Source organism: Enterobacter asburiae (assembly GCF_008080435.1).
Lineage (GTDB): Bacteria > Pseudomonadota > Gammaproteobacteria > Enterobacterales > Enterobacteriaceae > Enterobacter > Enterobacter asburiae_C.
Genome location: NZ_VRKN01000004.1, coordinates 181297 through 198044 on the forward strand (window position 1 = coordinate 181297; position 16748 = coordinate 198044).

The 16748-nt window shown below is 54.9% G+C and carries 18 protein-coding genes; 12 read left to right on the forward strand and 6 right to left on the reverse strand.

All coding sequences use genetic code 11. From position 1 onward, the window contains the following. Positions 1-12: 12 nt before the first annotated feature. The 9 genes from rsxA (at position 13) to gstA (ending at position 8906) form a co-directional block, all read left to right on the forward strand. Positions 13-594, forward strand: coding sequence for an electron transport complex subunit RsxA (gene rsxA, locus FU672_RS09500; RefSeq protein ID WP_014883581.1), 582 nt, complete (start codon positions 13-15; stop codon positions 592-594). Next, a complete protein-coding gene (gene rsxB / locus FU672_RS09505; RefSeq protein ID WP_094935204.1) occupies positions 594-1172 on the forward strand; it encodes an electron transport complex subunit RsxB in 579 nt (192 codons plus the stop codon). Before rsxA ends, rsxB begins: the two co-directional genes overlap by 1 nt. After that, positions 1165-3090: an electron transport complex subunit RsxC gene (gene rsxC / locus FU672_RS09510; RefSeq protein WP_148243073.1), complete on the forward strand. Its 1926-nt coding sequence runs from the start codon at positions 1165-1167 to the stop codon at positions 3088-3090. Before rsxB ends, rsxC begins: the two co-directional genes overlap by 8 nt. After that, complete coding sequence (rsxD, locus tag FU672_RS09515; RefSeq protein ID WP_148243074.1) at positions 3091-4143, forward strand: electron transport complex subunit RsxD; 1053 nt, start codon at positions 3091-3093, stop codon at positions 4141-4143. It begins immediately after the preceding gene. Positions 4144-4153: 10 nt separating this feature from the next. Further along, positions 4154-4780, forward strand: a complete 627-nt coding sequence (gene rsxG, locus FU672_RS09520) for an electron transport complex subunit RsxG (RefSeq protein WP_148243075.1) — start codon at positions 4154-4156, stop codon at positions 4778-4780. Then, positions 4777-5463, forward strand: a complete 687-nt coding sequence (locus FU672_RS09525; protein WP_148243076.1) for an electron transport complex subunit E — start codon at positions 4777-4779, stop codon at positions 5461-5463. The genes rsxG and FU672_RS09525 overlap by 4 nt, the downstream gene beginning before the upstream one ends. Then, a complete protein-coding gene (nth, locus tag FU672_RS09530) occupies positions 5460-6095 on the forward strand; it encodes an endonuclease III (protein WP_008500570.1) in 636 nt (211 codons plus the stop codon). Before FU672_RS09525 ends, nth begins: the two co-directional genes overlap by 4 nt. 591 nt (positions 6096-6686) lie before the next feature. Beyond that, positions 6687-8195 (forward strand): dipeptide/tripeptide permease DtpA, encoded by a 1509-nt coding sequence (gene dtpA / locus FU672_RS09535; RefSeq protein WP_148243077.1) that lies wholly within the window; start codon positions 6687-6689, stop codon positions 8193-8195. Positions 8196-8300: 105 nt separating this feature from the next. After that, on the forward strand, positions 8301-8906 hold the full coding sequence (gstA, locus tag FU672_RS09540; RefSeq protein ID WP_148243078.1) for a glutathione transferase GstA: 606 nt from the start codon (positions 8301-8303) through the stop codon (positions 8904-8906). A 76-nt stretch (positions 8907-8982) separates the two neighbouring features. Here the strand turns inward: gstA and pdxY are convergent, their stop codons facing one another. The 5 genes from pdxY to anmK form a co-directional block, all read right to left on the reverse strand. Then, positions 8983-9843 (reverse strand): pyridoxal kinase PdxY, encoded by an 861-nt coding sequence (pdxY, locus tag FU672_RS09545; RefSeq protein ID WP_148243079.1) that lies wholly within the window; start codon positions 9841-9843, stop codon positions 8983-8985. A gap of 66 nt (positions 9844-9909) precedes the next feature. Further along, positions 9910-11184 (reverse strand): tyrosine--tRNA ligase, encoded by a 1275-nt coding sequence (tyrS, locus tag FU672_RS09550; RefSeq protein WP_148243080.1) that lies wholly within the window; start codon positions 11182-11184, stop codon positions 9910-9912. A gap of 125 nt (positions 11185-11309) precedes the next feature. Then, a complete protein-coding gene (pdxH, locus tag FU672_RS09555) occupies positions 11310-11966 on the reverse strand; it encodes a pyridoxamine 5'-phosphate oxidase (RefSeq protein WP_024909355.1) in 657 nt (218 codons plus the stop codon). Between the two features lie 57 nt (positions 11967-12023). After that, positions 12024-12347 (reverse strand): C-type lysozyme inhibitor, encoded by a 324-nt coding sequence (gene mliC, locus FU672_RS09560; protein ID WP_025758348.1) that lies wholly within the window; start codon positions 12345-12347, stop codon positions 12024-12026. A 92-nt stretch (positions 12348-12439) separates the two neighbouring features. Then, positions 12440-13564, reverse strand: a complete 1125-nt coding sequence (gene anmK, locus FU672_RS09565) for an anhydro-N-acetylmuramic acid kinase (RefSeq protein ID WP_148243081.1) — start codon at positions 13562-13564, stop codon at positions 12440-12442. 255 nt (positions 13565-13819) lie between these two features. Here anmK and slyB point away from each other — a divergent pair, with 255 nt between their 5' ends. Both slyB and FU672_RS09575 read left to right on the forward strand, forming a co-directional pair. Further along, entirely contained in the window at positions 13820-14287 is a 468-nt protein-coding gene (gene slyB / locus FU672_RS09570; RefSeq protein WP_023311367.1) for an outer membrane lipoprotein SlyB, read from the forward strand. A gap of 200 nt (positions 14288-14487) precedes the next feature. Continuing rightward, positions 14488-15849, forward strand: a complete 1362-nt coding sequence (locus tag FU672_RS09575) for a sensor domain-containing diguanylate cyclase (protein ID WP_148243082.1) — start codon at positions 14488-14490, stop codon at positions 15847-15849. A gap of 35 nt (positions 15850-15884) precedes the next feature. Here FU672_RS09575 and slyA read toward each other — a convergent pair whose 3' ends face one another. Further along, a complete protein-coding gene (gene slyA / locus FU672_RS09580; RefSeq protein WP_024909359.1) occupies positions 15885-16325 on the reverse strand; it encodes a transcriptional regulator SlyA in 441 nt (146 codons plus the stop codon). Between the two features lie 185 nt (positions 16326-16510). Here slyA and FU672_RS09585 point away from each other — a divergent pair, with 185 nt between their 5' ends. Further along, a complete protein-coding gene (locus tag FU672_RS09585; RefSeq protein ID WP_023311364.1) occupies positions 16511-16747 on the forward strand; it encodes a DUF1656 domain-containing protein in 237 nt (78 codons plus the stop codon). The last annotated feature ends 1 nt before the right edge of the window (position 16748 follow it).

Sequence of the window (16748 nt, forward strand, 5' to 3'; positions counted from 1 at the left end):
TCAGGCTAAATAATGACCGATTACTTACTGCTCTTTGTCGGCACCGTGCTGGTTAACAACTTCGTTCTGGTGAAGTTTCTTGGTCTGTGCCCGTTTATGGGCGTGTCCAAAAAGCTGGAAACGGCGATGGGCATGGGGCTGGCGACGACCTTCGTCATGACGATGGCGTCCATCTGCGCGTGGTTGATTGATACCTGGATCCTCATTCCGCTGGGGTTAATCTATCTCCGTACGCTGGCTTTTATTCTGGTCATCGCGGTGGTGGTGCAATTTACCGAAATGGTGGTGCGTAAAACCAGCCCGGCGCTCTATCGCCTGCTGGGTATCTTCCTGCCGCTGATCACCACCAACTGCGCCGTTCTCGGCGTAGCGCTGCTGAACATCAACCTCGGCCATAACTTTATGCAGTCGGCGCTGTACGGTTTTTCCGCCGCCGTTGGTTTCTCATTTGTTATGGTCCTGTTCGCGTCGATACGCGAGCGTCTGGCGGCAGCGGATATCCCTGCGCCCTTCCGCGGTAACGCGATTGCGCTGGTGACCGCAGGTTTAATGTCTCTGGCCTTTATGGGCTTTAGTGGTCTGGTGAAGTTGTAATGAATGCTATCTGGATTGCCATCGCCTCTATCAGCGTCCTGGGGTTGGTGTTTGGCCTTATCCTGGGTTACGCCTCCCGCCGTTTCGCGGTAGAGGACGATCCTGTTGTTGAGAAAATTGATGAGCTGCTGCCGCAAAGCCAGTGCGGGCAGTGTGGCTACCCCGGCTGTCGCCCCTATGCCGAAGCGGTAGGGATTCAGGGTGAAAAAATTAACCGCTGTGCGCCCGGTGGCGAAGCGGTGATGCTGAAAATTGCGACCCTGCTTAACGTTGATCCGCAGCCCGTTGATGGCGATGCGGAAGTGCAGGAGCCGGTTCGCGCCCTGGCAGTAATCGACGAAGCCAACTGCATCGGCTGCACCAAATGTATTCAGGCCTGCCCGGTTGACGCCATCGTTGGCGCAACCCGCGCCATGCACACCGTCGTGGCGGATCTGTGCACCGGCTGTAACCTCTGCGTGGCCCCCTGCCCGACGCAATGCATCGAGTTGCGCCCGGTTGAAACGACTACCGAAAGCTGGAAATGGGATCTTCAAACCATTCCGGTTCGCATCATTCCTGTGGAACAACATGCTTAAGTTATTTTCTGCTTTCAGAAAAGAGAAAATCTGGGATTTTGACGGCGGTATTCATCCACCGGAAATGAAAACCCAGTCCAACGGCACGCCGCTGCGTCAAATTCCGCTGGCGACGCGTTACGTGATGCCGCTCAAGCAGCATATTGGCGCTGAGGGTGAGCTGTGCGTGAAAGAAGGCGATACGGTTCTTCGCGGCCAGCCGCTGACCTTTGGTCGCGGACGCATGCTGCCGGTGCACGCGCCAACCTCCGGTAAGGTGGTCGCCATCGCCCCTCACACGGTGGCTCATCCGTCCGCGCTGTCGGAACTGAGCGTGATGATTGAAGCCGACGGCGAAGACCGCTGGGTCGATCGTGACGGCTGGAACGATTACCGCTCCCACACCCGCGAAGCGCTTATCGAGCGAATTCATCAGTTCGGCGTCGCCGGACTGGGTGGCGCAGGCTTCCCGACCGGCGTCAAACTGCGCGGCGGTGGCGATAACATTCAGACGTTGATTATCAATGCCGCCGAATGCGAACCGTATATCACCGCCGACGATCGTCTGATGCAAGACTGTGCCGCCCAGGTGGTGGAAGGCATCCGCATCCTTGCGCACATTCTGCAGCCACGGGAAGTGCTGATTGGTATCGAAGACAATAAACCGCAGGCCATTTCAATGCTGCGCGCCGTGCTGGCGGGCAGTCACGATATTAGCCTGCGCGTTATCCCGACCAAGTACCCTTCTGGCGGCGCAAAACAGCTGACGCAAATTCTCACCGGCAAGCAGGTCCCGCACGGCGGACGCTCTTCGGATATCGGCGTGCTGATGCAAAACGTCGGCACCGCTTATGCCGTGAAGCGCGCGGTGATTGACGGCGAACCGTTAACCGAGCGCGTGGTGACGCTGACCGGGGAGTCGATTTCTCGTCCGGGCAACGTCTGGGCGCGTCTGGGTACGCCGGTGCGTCATCTGCTGGAACAGGCTGAGTTTTGCCCGGGCAGCGACCAGATGGTGATCATGGGCGGCCCGCTGATGGGCTTCACCCTCCCGTGGCTGGACGTTCCGGTAGTGAAAATCACCAACTGTCTGCTCGCGCCTTCCCCGACCGAGATGGGCGAGGAGCAGGAAGAGAAAGGCTGCATCCGCTGCAGCGCCTGCGCCGATGCCTGTCCGGCGGACCTGCTCCCGCAGCAGCTGTACTGGTACAGCAAAGGCCAGCTGCACGACAAAGCTAAAGCCCACAATCTGGCCGACTGCATTGAATGCGGTGCCTGCGCCTGGGTCTGCCCGAGCAACATCCCGCTGGTGCAGTATTTCCGCCAGGAGAAGGCCGAGATTTATACCATCTCCATGGAAGAAAAACGTGCTGCGGAAGCCAAAGCGCGCTTTGAAGCGCGCCAGGCGCGACTGGAACGCGAAAAAGTCGCCCGTCAGGAACGCCATAAGCAGGCCGCCGTTCAGCCTGCCGAAAAAGATCAGGATGCCATTAACGCCGCGCTGGCGCGCGTTCGTGAGAAAAAAGCGACCGCAGCACAGCCTGTGGTGATCCCGGCGGGTGAGAAACCTGATAACAGCGAAGCCATCGCCGCGCGTGAAGCACGTAAGGCCGCAGCGCGCGCCCGTCAGGCTGAAAAAGCGCAAACGGTCCAGGCAGATGCTGAGATCGATCCGCGTAAAGCCGCCGTTGAAGCGGCAATAGCCCGGGCCAAAGCCCGTAAAGCCGGAGAGCAGCAGGTCGTGGTTGAACAGGAAGCTGTCGATCCGCGTAAAGCCGCCGTCGAAGCGGCGATTGCCCGCGCCAAAGCCCGTAAGGCGGCGCAACAGGAAGAGCAACCGCAGGCCGCCAACGATGACCCGCGCAAGGCCGCTGTCGCCGCCGCCATTGCGCGCGTTCAGGCGAAGAAAGCCGCACAGCAAGCAGTTAACGAGGATTAAATGGTTTTCAGAATCGCAAGCTCCCCTTACACCCACAATCAGCGCCAGACATCGCGCATCATGATGCTGGTCTGCCTGGCGGCGCTGCCGGGCATTGCCGTTCAGTGCTGGTTTTTCGGCTGGGGAACCCTGTTCCAGATAATCCAGGGCTGTGCCAGCGCCCTGGCGGCGGAAGCCCTTGTGCTTAAGCTGCGCAAGACGGCTGTCTCCCGCATTCTTGCCGACAATTCCGCGCTGCTGACCGGCTTGCTGCTGGCCATCAGTATTCCACCGTTCGCCCCATGGTGGATGGTGGTCCTCGGTACCGTGTTTGCCGTGATTATTGCCAAACAGCTGTATGGCGGGCTCGGCCATAACCCGTTTAACCCGGCGATGATTGGCTATGTGGTGCTGCTGATCTCCTTCCCGGTGCAGATGACCAGCTGGCTGCCACCGCACGAGATTGCAGCCACGGTTCCGGGCTTTATGGATGCTCTGCACGTTATCTTTACCGGCCATACGGCAATCGGCACTGATATGAACGCGCTGCGTATGGGTGTGGACGGCATCAGCCAGGCGACGCCTCTCGATACCTTTAAAACGTCCCTGCATGCCGGGCACAGCGTTGAGCAGATCATGAAATCCGCCATCTACAGCGGCATGCTGGCAGGTGCTGGCTGGCAATGGGTCAACCTGGCGTATCTGCTGGGCGGCCTGTTCCTGCTGCAGCAGAAAGCTATTCGCTGGCATATTCCGGTCAGCTTCCTCGTGACGCTGGCGGTTTGCGCGACGCTGGGATGGGTCTTCTCTCCTGAATCACTGGCCAGCCCACAGATGCATTTGCTCTCCGGTGCGACCATGTTAGGTGCTTTCTTTATCCTGACGGATCCGGTTACGGCGTCAACGACTAACCGCGGCCGCCTGATCTTCGGCGCGCTGGCGGGCTTGCTGGTATGGCTCATCCGCAGCTTTGGCGGTTACCCGGACGGCGTGGCATTTGCCGTCCTGCTTGCCAACATTACCGTTCCGCTCATCGACTATTACACGCGTCCGCGCGTGTACGGCCATCGCTAAGGGTTTCGCCATGTTAAAAACGATGCAAAAACACGGCGTCACGCTGGCTGTCTTCGCCGCGGTCCTGACGGGGCTGACGGCACTGGTTAATGCGTTGACCAAAACGACCATCGAAGAACAGGCTTCAAAGCAGCAAAAGGCGCTCTTCGATCAGGTGATCCCGTCCGATTTCTACGATAATGACCTGCAAAAAAGCTGCTTTGTGGTAGACGCGCCGCAGCTTGGGAAAGGCCCGCATCGTATCTTTATCGCCCGCAAAGGGGATAAACCGGTCGGCGCAGTGATGGAAGCGACGGCACCCGACGGCTATTCCGGCGCTATTCAGCTGCTCGTGGGCAGCGATTTTTCCGGTACCGTCCTCGGGACTCGCGTGACGCAGCATCATGAAACGCCGGGCCTGGGCGATAAAATTGAAACCCGTCTGAGCGACTGGATTTTGCACTTTGCCGGTAAAGTGATTCATGGTGAAGGTGATACCGCGTTTGCGGTGAAGAAAGATGGCGGCGAGTTCGACCAGTTCACCGGCGCGACCATCACACCGCGCGCCGTGGTGAACGCCGTAAAACGAGCCGGGCTATATGCTGAAACGCTGCCCGCGCAAATCAACAATCTTCCGGCCTGTGGGGAGTCATCATGAGCCAGGTTAAAGAGGTTATTGTCCAGGGGTTGTGGAAGAACAACTCCGCGCTGGTACAGCTTCTGGGGATGTGCCCCCTGCTGGCGGTAACATCCACCGCCACCAACGCGCTCGGACTGGGTCTGGCAACCACGCTGGTGCTGACCCTGACCAACCTCTCCATCTCTGCCCTGCGCCGCTGGACGCCGTCGGAAATTCGTATTCCGATTTACGTCATGATCATTGCGTCGGTGGTCAGTATCGTCCAGATGCTGATTAACGCCTACGCGTTTGGCCTGTACCAGTCGCTCGGGATCTTTATTCCCCTTATCGTCACCAACTGTATCGTCGTCGGGCGTGCGGAAGCCTTCGCGGTGAAAAACAGCCCTGCCATGTCGGCGCTGGATGGTTTTTCCATTGGAATGGGCGCCACGTGCGCCATGTTCGTGCTGGGCTCGCTGCGCGAGATCCTCGGTAACGGTACGCTGTTTGACGGCGCAGATGCGCTGCTCGGCGGCTGGGCCAAATCGCTGCGCGTTGAAGTGTTCCACACCGATACGCCATTCCTGCTGGCAATGCTGCCGCCAGGCGCGTTTATTGGCCTTGGCATGATGCTGGCGATAAAATACCTGATTGATGAAAAACGTAAGCGCCGCGCAGCTGAGCGTAGCGTTGTGGAAGGGACACCCGAGAAGGCCTCATGAATAAAGAAAAGCGCATTGCGATCCTGACCCGTCTGCGGGACGAGAACCCGCACCCGACGACGGAGCTGAATTTTACCTCCCCGTTTGAGCTGCTGATCGCCGTGCTGCTCTCCGCGCAGGCTACCGATGTGAGCGTCAATAAAGCCACTGCCCTGCTCTATCCGGTCGCCAATACGCCGAAAGCTATGCTGGAGCTGGGCGTGGAAGGCGTGAAGTCCTATATCAAAACCATCGGCCTGTTTAACAGCAAAGCTGAGAACGTCATTAAGACCTGCCGGATCCTGCTGGAACAGCACGGAGGTGAAGTGCCGGAGGACCGCGCCGCGCTGGAGGCCTTACCGGGCGTGGGGCGTAAGACCGCGAACGTGGTGCTCAATACCGCGTTTGGCTGGCCCACTATCGCCGTGGATACGCATATATTTCGCGTGTCTAACCGGACTAACTTTGCGCCGGGGAAAAATGTCGAGCAGGTCGAAGAGAAACTGTTAAAAGTGGTTCCGGCCGAATTTAAGGTTGATTGCCACCACTGGCTGATTCTGCACGGCCGTTATACCTGCATTGCCCGTAAACCGCGCTGCGGCTCCTGCATTATTGAAGATCTCTGCGAATACAAAGAAAAAGTATATCCCTGATCATTACAATCCCTTACCAAAAGAAGAACTACCAGGCGTTCTTCTTTTGGCCGTTATTTGTCCGCCTTTCGTTTCCCCAGACCTGTCACTTGTTCGGTTGTTTAACGCTCAAACAGGTTAATACTTTTTTCATAGCCAAAAATTTCTATATATCTGTGATCGCGATCACCTCGATAACTTCATGTTGAATTTTTGTTGTCAAAATCGACCTAAACCCTATGCCCGACAAGACACTTCTCTTTCTTTGCCGACGATAAGACCAGCTATTTTTCAGAATATAGGCCATATCACTGCATGAAGCGGCAAATAGCAGAACATATCGCCAAAAGCCGATCGAAGAGGGTTATTGCCAGTCGAAAAAACTGCCTTTACTCAAGGTATGAAATTTAACGCTGAATAACATTTATATGAACCGACGATTATACCACCCCAGATATATGTAACAGATTATTACAAACGTATTGCCAGATGGGGCAGGATAGTGAACATTACCCGCCGTTTCTCCTCCCAATATAACTATAAGGCGTATGGACTACGGCCATCACGCTATGAACACCCCCGTTAATATGGGATGTAAAAAAAGAGGTATATGTGTCTACTGCAAACAATAAACCAACAGATGAAAGCGTGAGTCTTAACGCTTTTAAACAACCTAAAGCGTTCTATCTCATCTTCTCTATCGAGTTATGGGAGCGTTTTGGTTATTACGGCCTGCAAGGGATCATGGCGGTTTACCTGGTAAAACAGCTGGGTATGTCCGAAGCCGATTCCATCACCCTGTTCTCTTCCTTCAGTGCTCTGGTGTACGGTCTGGTCGCTATTGGCGGCTGGCTGGGGGATAAAGTTCTCGGGACTAAACGTGTCATCATGCTGGGCGCCATTGTCCTGGCAATTGGCTATGGTCTGGTTGCATGGTCAGGGCATGATGCCGCTGTCGTGTATATGGGTATGGCGACGATTGCCGTCGGTAACGGTCTGTTCAAAGCGAACCCGTCCTCCCTGCTTTCTACCTGCTACAACAAAGACGATCCGCGCCTGGACGGTGCATTTACCATGTACTACATGTCCATCAACATCGGTTCGTTCTTCTCGATGCTGGCAACCCCATGGCTCGCGGCGAAATTCGGCTGGAGCGTGGCATTTGCGCTGAGCTTCGTGGGTATGCTGATCACCGTGGTGAACTTCCTGTTCTGCCGCAGCTGGGTGAAAGACTACGGTTCAAAACCTGACTTCGAGCCTGTGCATATGGGCAAACTGCTGGCCACCATCGTGGGTGTGGTGATCCTCGCCGCCATCGCGACCTGGCTGTTGCACAACCAGGGTGTTGCTCGCGCCGTTCTGGGTGTGGTTGCGCTGGGTATCGTATGCATCTTTGCGAAAGAAGCGTTCGCCATGCAGGGTGCGGCCCGTCGCAAGATGATTGTGGCGTTCATTCTGATGCTGGAAGCGATTATCTTCTTCGTGCTGTACAGCCAGATGCCAACCTCACTGAACTTCTTCGCCATTCGTAACGTTGAGCACTCTATTCTGGGCATCGCGTTCGAGCCGGAACAGTATCAGGCGTTGAACCCGTTCTGGATCATGATTGGTAGCCCGATTCTGGCTGCTATCTATAACAAGATGGGTGACCGTCTGCCAATGCCGCATAAGTTCGCCATCGGAATGGTGCTGTGTTCCGGTGCGTTCCTGGTGCTGCCGCTGGGTACCAAATTTGCCACCGACGCAGGTATCGTGTCCGTTAACTGGCTGATCCTGAGCTACGCGTTGCAGTCTATCGGCGAACTGATGATCTCCGGTCTGGGTCTGGCGATGGTTGCACAGCTGGTGCCACAGCGTCTGATGGGCTTCATTATGGGTAGCTGGTTCCTGACGACTGCCGGTGCGGCAATCATTGCGGGTAAAATTGCGAACCTGATGGCTGTGCCGGAAAACGTCACTGATCCACTGGTTTCGCTGAACGTTTACGGTACCGTGTTCATGCAGATTGGTATCGCAACTGCGGTTATTGCCGTTCTGATGCTGCTGACCGCACCGAAACTGAACCGTATGACTCAGGACGACGACAAGACCGCTAAAGCGACTAACACCGCTACCGCGTGAACACCGTGAGAAACGACTGACCAGAAGCCGCTAATGCATTAGCGGCTTTTTTTTTATCCGTTTGCGCACTAACATAGCTGAAACCTCAGCAAAAAGGAGTTACCGATGAAACTGTTCTACAAACCGGGCGCGTGCTCTCTTGCTTCCCATATCACCCTGCGCGAGAGCGGCAAAGATTTTACGCTGGATGGCGTTGATCTGATGAAAAAACGTCTGGAAAACGGTGATGATTTTCTTGCCATCAACCCGAAAGGACAAGTTCCGGCGCTCTTGCTGGATGACGGTACTCTGCTCACCGAAGGCGTGGCGATTATGCAGTTCCTGGCCGATAGCGTACCCGATCGCCATCTGCTGGCACCCGTCAGTACCATTTCTCGCTATAAAACGCTGGAATGGTTGAACTACATTGCGACCGAACTGCACAAAGGGTTTACGCCGTTGTTCCGCCCGGATACGCCAGAGGAGTTCAAACCGACCCTGCGTGCTCTGCTTGAGAAAAAGCTGCAGTACGTTAACGCATCGCTGAAAGACGATCAGTGGATTGCGGGTTCGCGTTTCACGATTGCCGATGCGTACCTGTTCACCGTGCTGCGCTGGGCACGCGCGGTTAAGCTGAACCTGGAAGGGTTAGACCATATCGCATCGTATATGAAACGCGTGGCAGAGCGTCCTGCGGTGGCTGCGGCGCTGAAAGCAGAAGGTCTTAACTAAATCGCCCGGCGGCGCTACGCTTGCACGGGTCTACGGGTTGAGTAGGCCGGGTAAGCGCAGCGTCACCCGGCATTGTTTAAAGCTGGGTTGCGCTGAAATAGTGCTCCGGCTTCGCGATACGATCCTGTGCCGCAACTACCTGCAGTTCATATTCCTGCATCTCTTTCGTCGCAATCATGATTTCGTACACCGCCGCAGTAACATGCTCCAGCGCGTCGCGTATCGTCTCCCCTTGCAGTAATTTCACCAACAACAGACCGCTGGTGACATCCCCGACCCCAACCGGCTGACGCAGGCCAAAATCCACCAGCGGACGGCTGATATGCCAGGCGTCATCTTTCGTTACCAGAAGCATCTCAAAACGGTCCTGACTCAGCCCTGCGCGCGCAAGGTGTTTTACCAGCACAACCTCAGGCCCCTGAGCGATCAGTTCGCGAGACGCGCTTACCGCCTCTTCTATGCTGTTAACCGGACGCTCGCAGAGAATCTCGAGTTCGACCAGGTTTGGCGCAATGATATCGCTGGCGGGCAGCGCGTGGCGGACGTGAAACTCTGCGACGCCTGGCGCCACAATACAGCCTTTTTCCGGATGCCCCATGACCGGGTCGCAGAAGTATTTTGCCGACGGGTTTGCGGCTTTCACCTGGCGTACGATGCCCAGGATATGCTCCCCCTGCTCCGCTGAGCCGAGGTAACCACTCAGCACGGCGTCACAGCGTTTGAGCTGGTCGATATCGGCAATCCCCTGCACAACCTCGGTGAGGTGCGAAGGCGGCATCACGCAGCCGGTCCATTTGCCGTATTGCGTGTGGTTAGAGAACTGTACGGTATTAAGGGGCCAGACGTTGACGCCGAGGCGACGCATCGGGAATTCCGCAGCGCTATTGCCAGCATGTCCAAAAACAACGTGGGACTGAATGGCGAGGATGTTCTTCATTTTTTTCTTACCAAACCCTGAAAAAACAAAAGGGGCGTGGTTTCCCACGCCCCTGGAGACTGTTAATTACTTCCAGCAGACAAGGCAGTAGTTTTTCTTGCCGCGACGCAGCAGCGTGTAGCGACCATACAGACGGTCGCCGTCAACGAAGGTGTATTCCGGGTCGGCCTGTTTCTCACCGTTGATGGTGATAGCGTTAGACGCGATGGTTTTACGCGCCTGACCGCGGGAAGGCTGGAGCTCGGAATCCACCAGCGCCTGCATCAGGTCAGCCCCTTTTTCCATCTCAACCATTGGCACGCCATCCTGCGCCAGTTGTTCGAAGTCCGCTTCGCTCAGATCGCTCAGGGTACCGTTGAACAGGCTTGCGGTAATGCGTTTTGCTGCGGCCAGACCTTCTTCGCCGTGAACCAGTTTGGTCACTTCGTCCGCCAGCACGTACTGTGCGCGCGGTGCTTTACCGCTGTTCTTGTCTTCTTCTTCCAGCGTGTTGATGTCTTCAATGTCCATAAAGGTGAAGAACTTCAGGAAGCGGTAAACATCGGCATCCGCCGTGTTGATCCAGAACTGGTAGAATTTGTACGGGCTGGTTTTCTTCGGATCGAGCCATACCGCGCCGCCTTCAGTCTTACCGAATTTGGTACCGTCGGCTTTGGTGATCAGCGGAACGGTCAGACCGAAGACCTGATTCTGGTGCAGACGACGGGTCAGGTCGATACCGGAGGTGATATTACCCCACTGATCGGAACCGCCAATCTGCAGGGAAACGCCGTGCAGTTTGTTCAGGCAGGCAAAGTCATAACCCTGCAGCAGGTTGTAGGAGAACTCGGTAAAGGAGATACCCTGGTCGTCACGGTTCAGACGCTGCTTCACGGCCTCTTTGTTAATCATCTGGTTAACAGAGAAGTGCTTGCCGATATCACGCAGGAAGGTCAGCACGTTCATGCTGCCAAACCAGTCGTAGTTGTTCGCGGCAATGGCGGCGTTATCACCACAGTTGAAGTCGAGGAACGGTGCAACCTGTTTGCGGATCTTATCCACCCACTCCTGCACGGTATCTTCGGTATTCAGTTTACGCTCAGCGGCTTTAAAGCTAGGGTCACCAATCAGACCGGTCGCGCCACCCACCAGGGCAACAGGCTTATGACCCGCCATCTGGAAGCGTTTCAGGCATAACAATGGAACAAGATGCCCCAAATGCAAGCTGTCAGCGGTGGGGTCGAAGCCGCAATAGAGCGCGATCGGGCCTTGCGCCAGTCGCTCTGCTAACGCTTCCTCGTCCGTCACCTGGGCCACGAGGCCCCGCTCTTGCAATTGTTTAATCAAGTTACTGCTTGCCATCAAATTCTCCATGTATAAACGACTGCACCTTTGCCGGTACACGACTTTTCGCCTGATGCGAAAGGACCATAGAATAAAGCGCAAGCGCGGTGTGCGCTAGCGCTTAAATCAACAAATTTCGGGGATTACGGCGCTAGTCTGTCGATTTTCCAGCCGCCATTCTCGCGCTGGTATAAAAAGCGGTCGTGCAGGCGATGTTCGCCCCCCTGCCAGAACTCCATCTGCTCAATTGGGATACGGAAACCGCCCCAGAAACTTGGCAGGGGAATTTCACCCTGCTGGAACTTCTGTTTCAGCTCCAGGAATTTACTTTCCAGCACGCCGCGCGCAGAAATTCGGCTGGACTGTTTTGATACCCAGGCGCCAATCTGGCTGTCACGCGGGCGACTGTGGAAATACTTCACCACCTCCAGCGTCGAGAGACGTTCCGCCTTGCCGGTGACCATCACCTGACGTTCCAGCATGTGCCAGGGGAACAGCAGGCTGATGCGCGGATTATTTTCTAAATGGTGCGCTTTGCGGCTGCCAAGGTTGGTATAGAACACCAGCCCTTTCTCGTCATAATGCTTGAGCAATACGATGCGCTGATACGGTTGACCGTTTTCATCAACCGTCGCGACAACCATGGCCGTTGGGTCGGCGAGTTTCGCTTCGCAGGCCTGTTTTAGCCAGCGTTCAAAAAGTACGAGGGGTTCAGCGGGAAGATCCTGGCGACGCAGGCCGCCTTTGGTGTATTCACGGCGCAGATGCGCAATTTGCTGCAGTTCGTCGTTATCTGACATGGCGTTAGCTGACATTGAGAGTGGGTGGCGCTATTGTGCGCCGCCCCTGTAAAAATCTCAACGCTTCGGATTTTCGAGCTGGCAATTGTTCAGCACGATGCGGTCGCGTTTGTAGACCGTGGCGCTGTCGCCTTTCGACCAGAAGACGTAGATACCGTCGGTATAACGTGCGCCGGAGGCGGATATGCCCTGCTTCAGCGTCAGCAATTTATTGTCGTAAACAAAGCTGGCTTCCTGGCGTGGGTTATTCAGCTTCACGGTCAGCGGTTTTTCGTCGCAGCGATACTCCAGCGTATCGGTCTGCATGCGCTCAAGGAGCTGATTATAGACGCTGCATCCTGACAGCAATAAAGGCGCGGCAATAAGAAGAAGTTTTTTCATGGGCGTATTCCGAAGACTTTCCTGGTCCTGGAGGGCATGGCTGCCCTCCTGTTTCTTCCATTCTAACGACGACACGCCGCGCTGAATTTCAGTTAACTCTGATTATGACGAGGATTTGCCGGGAAAATCGCCCCGAGGACGCTCGCCTCGCGTGCACCGGTTACCGACGGCAAGTTGCCAGGCAGTCCGGCAATGGTACGCCAGGCGAGCCAGGCGAAGGCCAGCGCCTCCATATCATCACCGCTGATGCCGGCCTCATCGGTCGTGGTCACTTCGGTACCCGGCAGTAGCCCCGCAAGACGCGCCATCACCAGCGGATTGCGGCTTCCCCCGCCGCACACCAGAAGGCGTTCACATCCGCCGCTGAGAAGAACCTGTTCGGAGATCGACACGGCCGTAAGCTCGGCAAGCGTCGCCTGGACATCCTGCGGCGCGAGCGCCGGGAATGGCGCCAGCTGACGCTCAAGCCAGCCTAAATTGAAGTATTCACGCCCCGTGCTTTTAGGAGCCGGCAGGGCAAAATAAGGATCGCTTAGCATCGACTGCAACAGAGGAATAATCACTTTCCCCCCGCACGCCCACTCCGCGTTTTTATCAAACGGTTGACCGCACTGACGCCAGATCCAGGCATCCATTAACATATTGCCCGGGCCGGTATCGTAGCCGCGGACAGGCTGTCCCGGGATGAGCATCGACAGATTGGCAATCCCACCAATGTTGAGCACCATACGTCGTTCTGAAGGGTGCGCCAGTAATGCCTGATGGAACGCGGGTACCAGCGGCGCGCCCTGCCCGCCAAGGGCGATATCGCGACGACGGAAATCGCCTACCACCGTCACGCCCGTCTTCGCCACAATCTGGTTGTTATCACCGATTTGCAGGGTATGCGGGGCATCTCCGCCGGGCTCATGCCAGACCGTTTGTCCGTGACACCCGATGGCCACCACGTCCTGCGGGCGAAGATGTTCTTTTTGCATCAAAGCCTGTACCGCATCCGCAAACAGCGTCCCCAGGCGAACATCAAGTTGTCCAAGCTGGGAGAGGGTCAGTTGCTGCCCCTGACAGATACTCAGAATATCCTCTTTCAGTGAAATGGGGATTGGCCAGGTCAGGCTCGCCTGCTGTGCCACCATGTTTTCGTCAATGGCGGCCAGAACGACATCTACCCCATCCAGACTGGTACCTGACATCACACCAATGTAGCGACCCGATTTCATGCGCTTTCCTTACGTTGCGTGGGCTAAGGACATCCACTCAACCATAAACGGCGCAGCTTTGCCATCCGGCAATAATATTTTTTAACAATGTCAGACGGGTAACACAGGCGGACCCTGTTTATGTCTCGTTAAGTCAAATTCAAGTACAATTTTCCTATTGTTGATGCAAAGATATGAACTATGGCCCCTTATGCCATATAATTTAGCCATAACGGATGCCCTCAATCGGGCGTTTTTGGTGAACAGGAGATTCAAATGATTTTACGTGTACTGGGCGTTTCGCTGATTGGTTTAACTCTGGCTGGCTGTGTGAATGACAGTTCACTTTCTGGCGACGTTTACAGCGCTTCTGAAGCGAAACAGGTTCAGAACGTGACTTACGGTACCGTTGTTAACGCACGCCCTGTACAGATCCAGGGTGGTGATGAAAGCAACGTGATGGGTGCAATCGGCGGTGCCGTGCTGGGTGGTTTCCTCGGTAATACCGTCGGTGGCGGTACAGGTCGCTCGCTGGCAACGGCAGCAGGCGCCGTTGCGGGTGGCGTAGCCGGCCAGGGCGTTCAGGGTGCGATGAACAAAACCCAGGGCGTAGAGCTGGAAATCCGTAAAGACGACGGCAGCACTATCATGGTTGTACAGAAACAAGGTAGCACTCGTTTCTCTGCTGGCCAGCGCGTTGTTCTGGCAAGCAACGGCAGCCAGGTGACCGTTTCCCCACGTTAATTAAAAACGGATGTGGCCATCAGGCCACATCCATTTACAATATATATCACCATCACAAATATATTTACAAATCATATTCACCCCATCAATTAATAACCACGCCATATATTGTTTCTGCGCAAAGTATTTAGCACGCTAATTGATTAAACTCATTCGCAATGCCCTCACCTTAATTCATTATAAAGTCGTTAAAAACGTATATGCTTGCGAATCGTCGTTCACTAAAGAGTCGTTATATCGCGTTCTGCCTCGGTTGCATTGTTGTCATCGGGATATTACAAACTCTGTTTTTAAAACTCGTTGAATGGGTTCCTTCCTTTTCACCGCTTTTATTCCCTACGCTCACCATTTTTCTGCTGGTGTTCCACCTGTTTATTGCCTGTTTCATGGCGATGAAATACTGGTGTGACAGAAAACGGTTGTATCTGGTGGCAATCGCCTTTGCCTTTGCCGGGTCGGCATTGCTGATGGTCGGAACGCTGTCCAGCTTTCCCGCCTGGCTGGACCTCTATCAGTTCAACGTCGTGAACTACAACGATGCGATGATTTACTATATGTTCCGCCATCTCTTAATGGCGGTGCTCATCATCGTTGCGGCAATACTTTATACCACGCGCAATTATCCCCTTTCGCGATTGGCGCATATCTCGATTGTGAGCGGCGAATTTCTCTTTACGGCTTGTGCTGTGGGGTTGGCCTGGATCTATTCCAGTCATTCACTATTCTTATCAATTGACCTGGTTGATAATGAAACCCGTCAATTTATGGTTCTCTGGAGCCAGTTCATTAATATTTCATTGATTGCTCTGTGGGTGGTGACATTAGCAGCGCTGATGTTTATTACGCGCATACGCAATTTATTCTGGGTGGGCGGTAACTTTTTGTGCATCTGCTATATCGTCACGCTCTCAATGCTGTTGGTGGGTGGGCATGCCGAAGATATCTCCTGGTATCGCGCCCGGTTATTTGAAACTGTCGCCACGCTGCTGATTATTTTTGTTCTGCTCTACGATGTCTTCAGACTGTATCGCGACTCGCACGTAAAATATCAGCAGTCGTACCAGAATTCGATTCGCGACCCGCTCACGCGCCTTTATAACCGCAGTTATTTTTATGAATCATTAAAGCAGGCACTGGATATCGCCACAGCCAGCCGCCCTGTTTCCGTCATCGTCAGCGATCTCGATCGCTTCAAGCGTATCAACGACACCTACGGGCATCTTCAGGGCGACAAAGTCCTGCAGTTTGTCGCCAACCTGCTGATGGACTCCGTGCGTCCGCAGGATATCGCGGCCCGTATCGGTGGCGAGGAGTTTGTTCTGATGCTGGCCAACACCTCATCAGACGCGGCGTACCAGGTGGCGGAACGCATACGGTTAAATCTGAGCAGCTTTGATCACAGCAGCAGCGGCGGTCAGTTACCGGAGCCGATCACCATCAGCATGGGGGTGTTCACAGCAACGTCACCGACGATAACCGCAGAAGTATGCGTGGAAAGCGCCGACAAGGCGATGTATGAAGCGAAGGAGACAGGCCGTAATCGTGTGGTCGTCTTCAAGTAAAAAAAGGCCTTGCTGCTGCAAGGCCTTGTTGTTTGTCAGTCTCGCGACTGCAGTTCATGGATGTTTTGCTCGAGGCGCCCAATGAGGCTGATGAGCATTTCCAGCTCCGCCGGTGAAACGCCTGACAGGATTTCACCGCGCGTCTTAGTAATCACGGCTTCCATTTCCGTGATGATAGGCGCCGCTTTCTCGGTGAGTTTAATCCGTTTCGCGCGACGATCGCTGGCGCAGGTTTGGCGCGAGATCAACCCCTTCTCTTCCAGCTGGTCAAGCGTGCGCACCAGCGACGGTTGCTCAATGCCTATCGCTTTTGCCAGTTGAATTTGCGACTGATCGGGCGGCAGCTGATGAATGTTGTGCAGCGTGACCCAATGCGTCTGTGTGAGTTCCAGAGGTTTCAGGCGATGGTCAATCAGAGCACGCCAGACGCGTACCAACCTTGCCAGATCAGAACCTAATGGCGATTCCAATTTCATCTCCTTATAATTAGCTTGCTAAGTTATTATACTGATTTTAGAATAGTGTGCAGCATTTGTATTGCCAAAACAAATGCAATACTGCATTCATCGAACTTAAAAGTATGACTTACACTGAATTGTGATGCTTCATCATACAGGACAAGCCAACGCGGCATTCTGTTCACTGCAAAGGATTTCTGCCCGTGACGTTTTTTCATCGCTCAGAGGGTTTACCCCTTCAGGACCTGATCTTCGGTGCGTCAGTCTATTTTCCTCCCCTGTTTAAGGCCGTTCTGGTGGGCTTTATGCTCTGGCTCATCGCGCATCGTCTGCTTCGCGACTGGATGTACTCCGGCGAAATCTGGCATCCCATGCTGATGGATCTTTCCCTGTTTGCCCTCTCCGTATGCCTGGGCCTTGCCGTTTTGACTGTGTGGTGAA

What these genes read in the sequence shown, in the direction of transcription:
- rsxA (WP_014883581.1), top strand. Translation starts at nt 13, where the DNA reads ATGACCGATTACTTACTGCTCTTTGTCGGCACCGTGCTGGTTAACAAC.
- rsxB (WP_094935204.1), top strand. Translation starts at nt 594, where the DNA reads ATGAATGCTATCTGGATTGCCATCGCCTCTATCAGCGTCCTGGGGTTG.
- rsxC (WP_148243073.1), top strand. Translation starts at nt 1,165, where the DNA reads ATGCTTAAGTTATTTTCTGCTTTCAGAAAAGAGAAAATCTGGGATTTT.
- rsxD (WP_148243074.1), top strand. Translation starts at nt 3,091, where the DNA reads ATGGTTTTCAGAATCGCAAGCTCCCCTTACACCCACAATCAGCGCCAG.
- rsxG (WP_148243075.1), top strand. Translation starts at nt 4,154, where the DNA reads ATGTTAAAAACGATGCAAAAACACGGCGTCACGCTGGCTGTCTTCGCC.
- FU672_RS09525 (WP_148243076.1), top strand. Translation starts at nt 4,777, where the DNA reads ATGAGCCAGGTTAAAGAGGTTATTGTCCAGGGGTTGTGGAAGAACAAC.
- nth (WP_008500570.1), top strand. Translation starts at nt 5,460, where the DNA reads ATGAATAAAGAAAAGCGCATTGCGATCCTGACCCGTCTGCGGGACGAG.
- gstA (WP_148243078.1), top strand. Translation starts at nt 8,301, where the DNA reads ATGAAACTGTTCTACAAACCGGGCGCGTGCTCTCTTGCTTCCCATATC.
- pdxY (WP_148243079.1), bottom strand. Translation starts at nt 9,843, where the DNA reads ATGAAGAACATCCTCGCCATTCAGTCCCACGTTGTTTTTGGACATGCT.
- tyrS (WP_148243080.1), bottom strand. Translation starts at nt 11,184, where the DNA reads ATGGCAAGCAGTAACTTGATTAAACAATTGCAAGAGCGGGGCCTCGTG.
- pdxH (WP_024909355.1), bottom strand. Translation starts at nt 11,966, where the DNA reads ATGTCAGATAACGACGAACTGCAGCAAATTGCGCATCTGCGCCGTGAA.
- mliC (WP_025758348.1), bottom strand. Translation starts at nt 12,347, where the DNA reads ATGAAAAAACTTCTTCTTATTGCCGCGCCTTTATTGCTGTCAGGATGC.
- anmK (WP_148243081.1), bottom strand. Translation starts at nt 13,564, where the DNA reads ATGAAATCGGGTCGCTACATTGGTGTGATGTCAGGTACCAGTCTGGAT.
- slyB (WP_023311367.1), top strand. Translation starts at nt 13,820, where the DNA reads ATGATTTTACGTGTACTGGGCGTTTCGCTGATTGGTTTAACTCTGGCT.
- FU672_RS09575 (WP_148243082.1), top strand. Translation starts at nt 14,488, where the DNA reads ATGCTTGCGAATCGTCGTTCACTAAAGAGTCGTTATATCGCGTTCTGC.
- slyA (WP_024909359.1), bottom strand. Translation starts at nt 16,325, where the DNA reads ATGAAATTGGAATCGCCATTAGGTTCTGATCTGGCAAGGTTGGTACGC.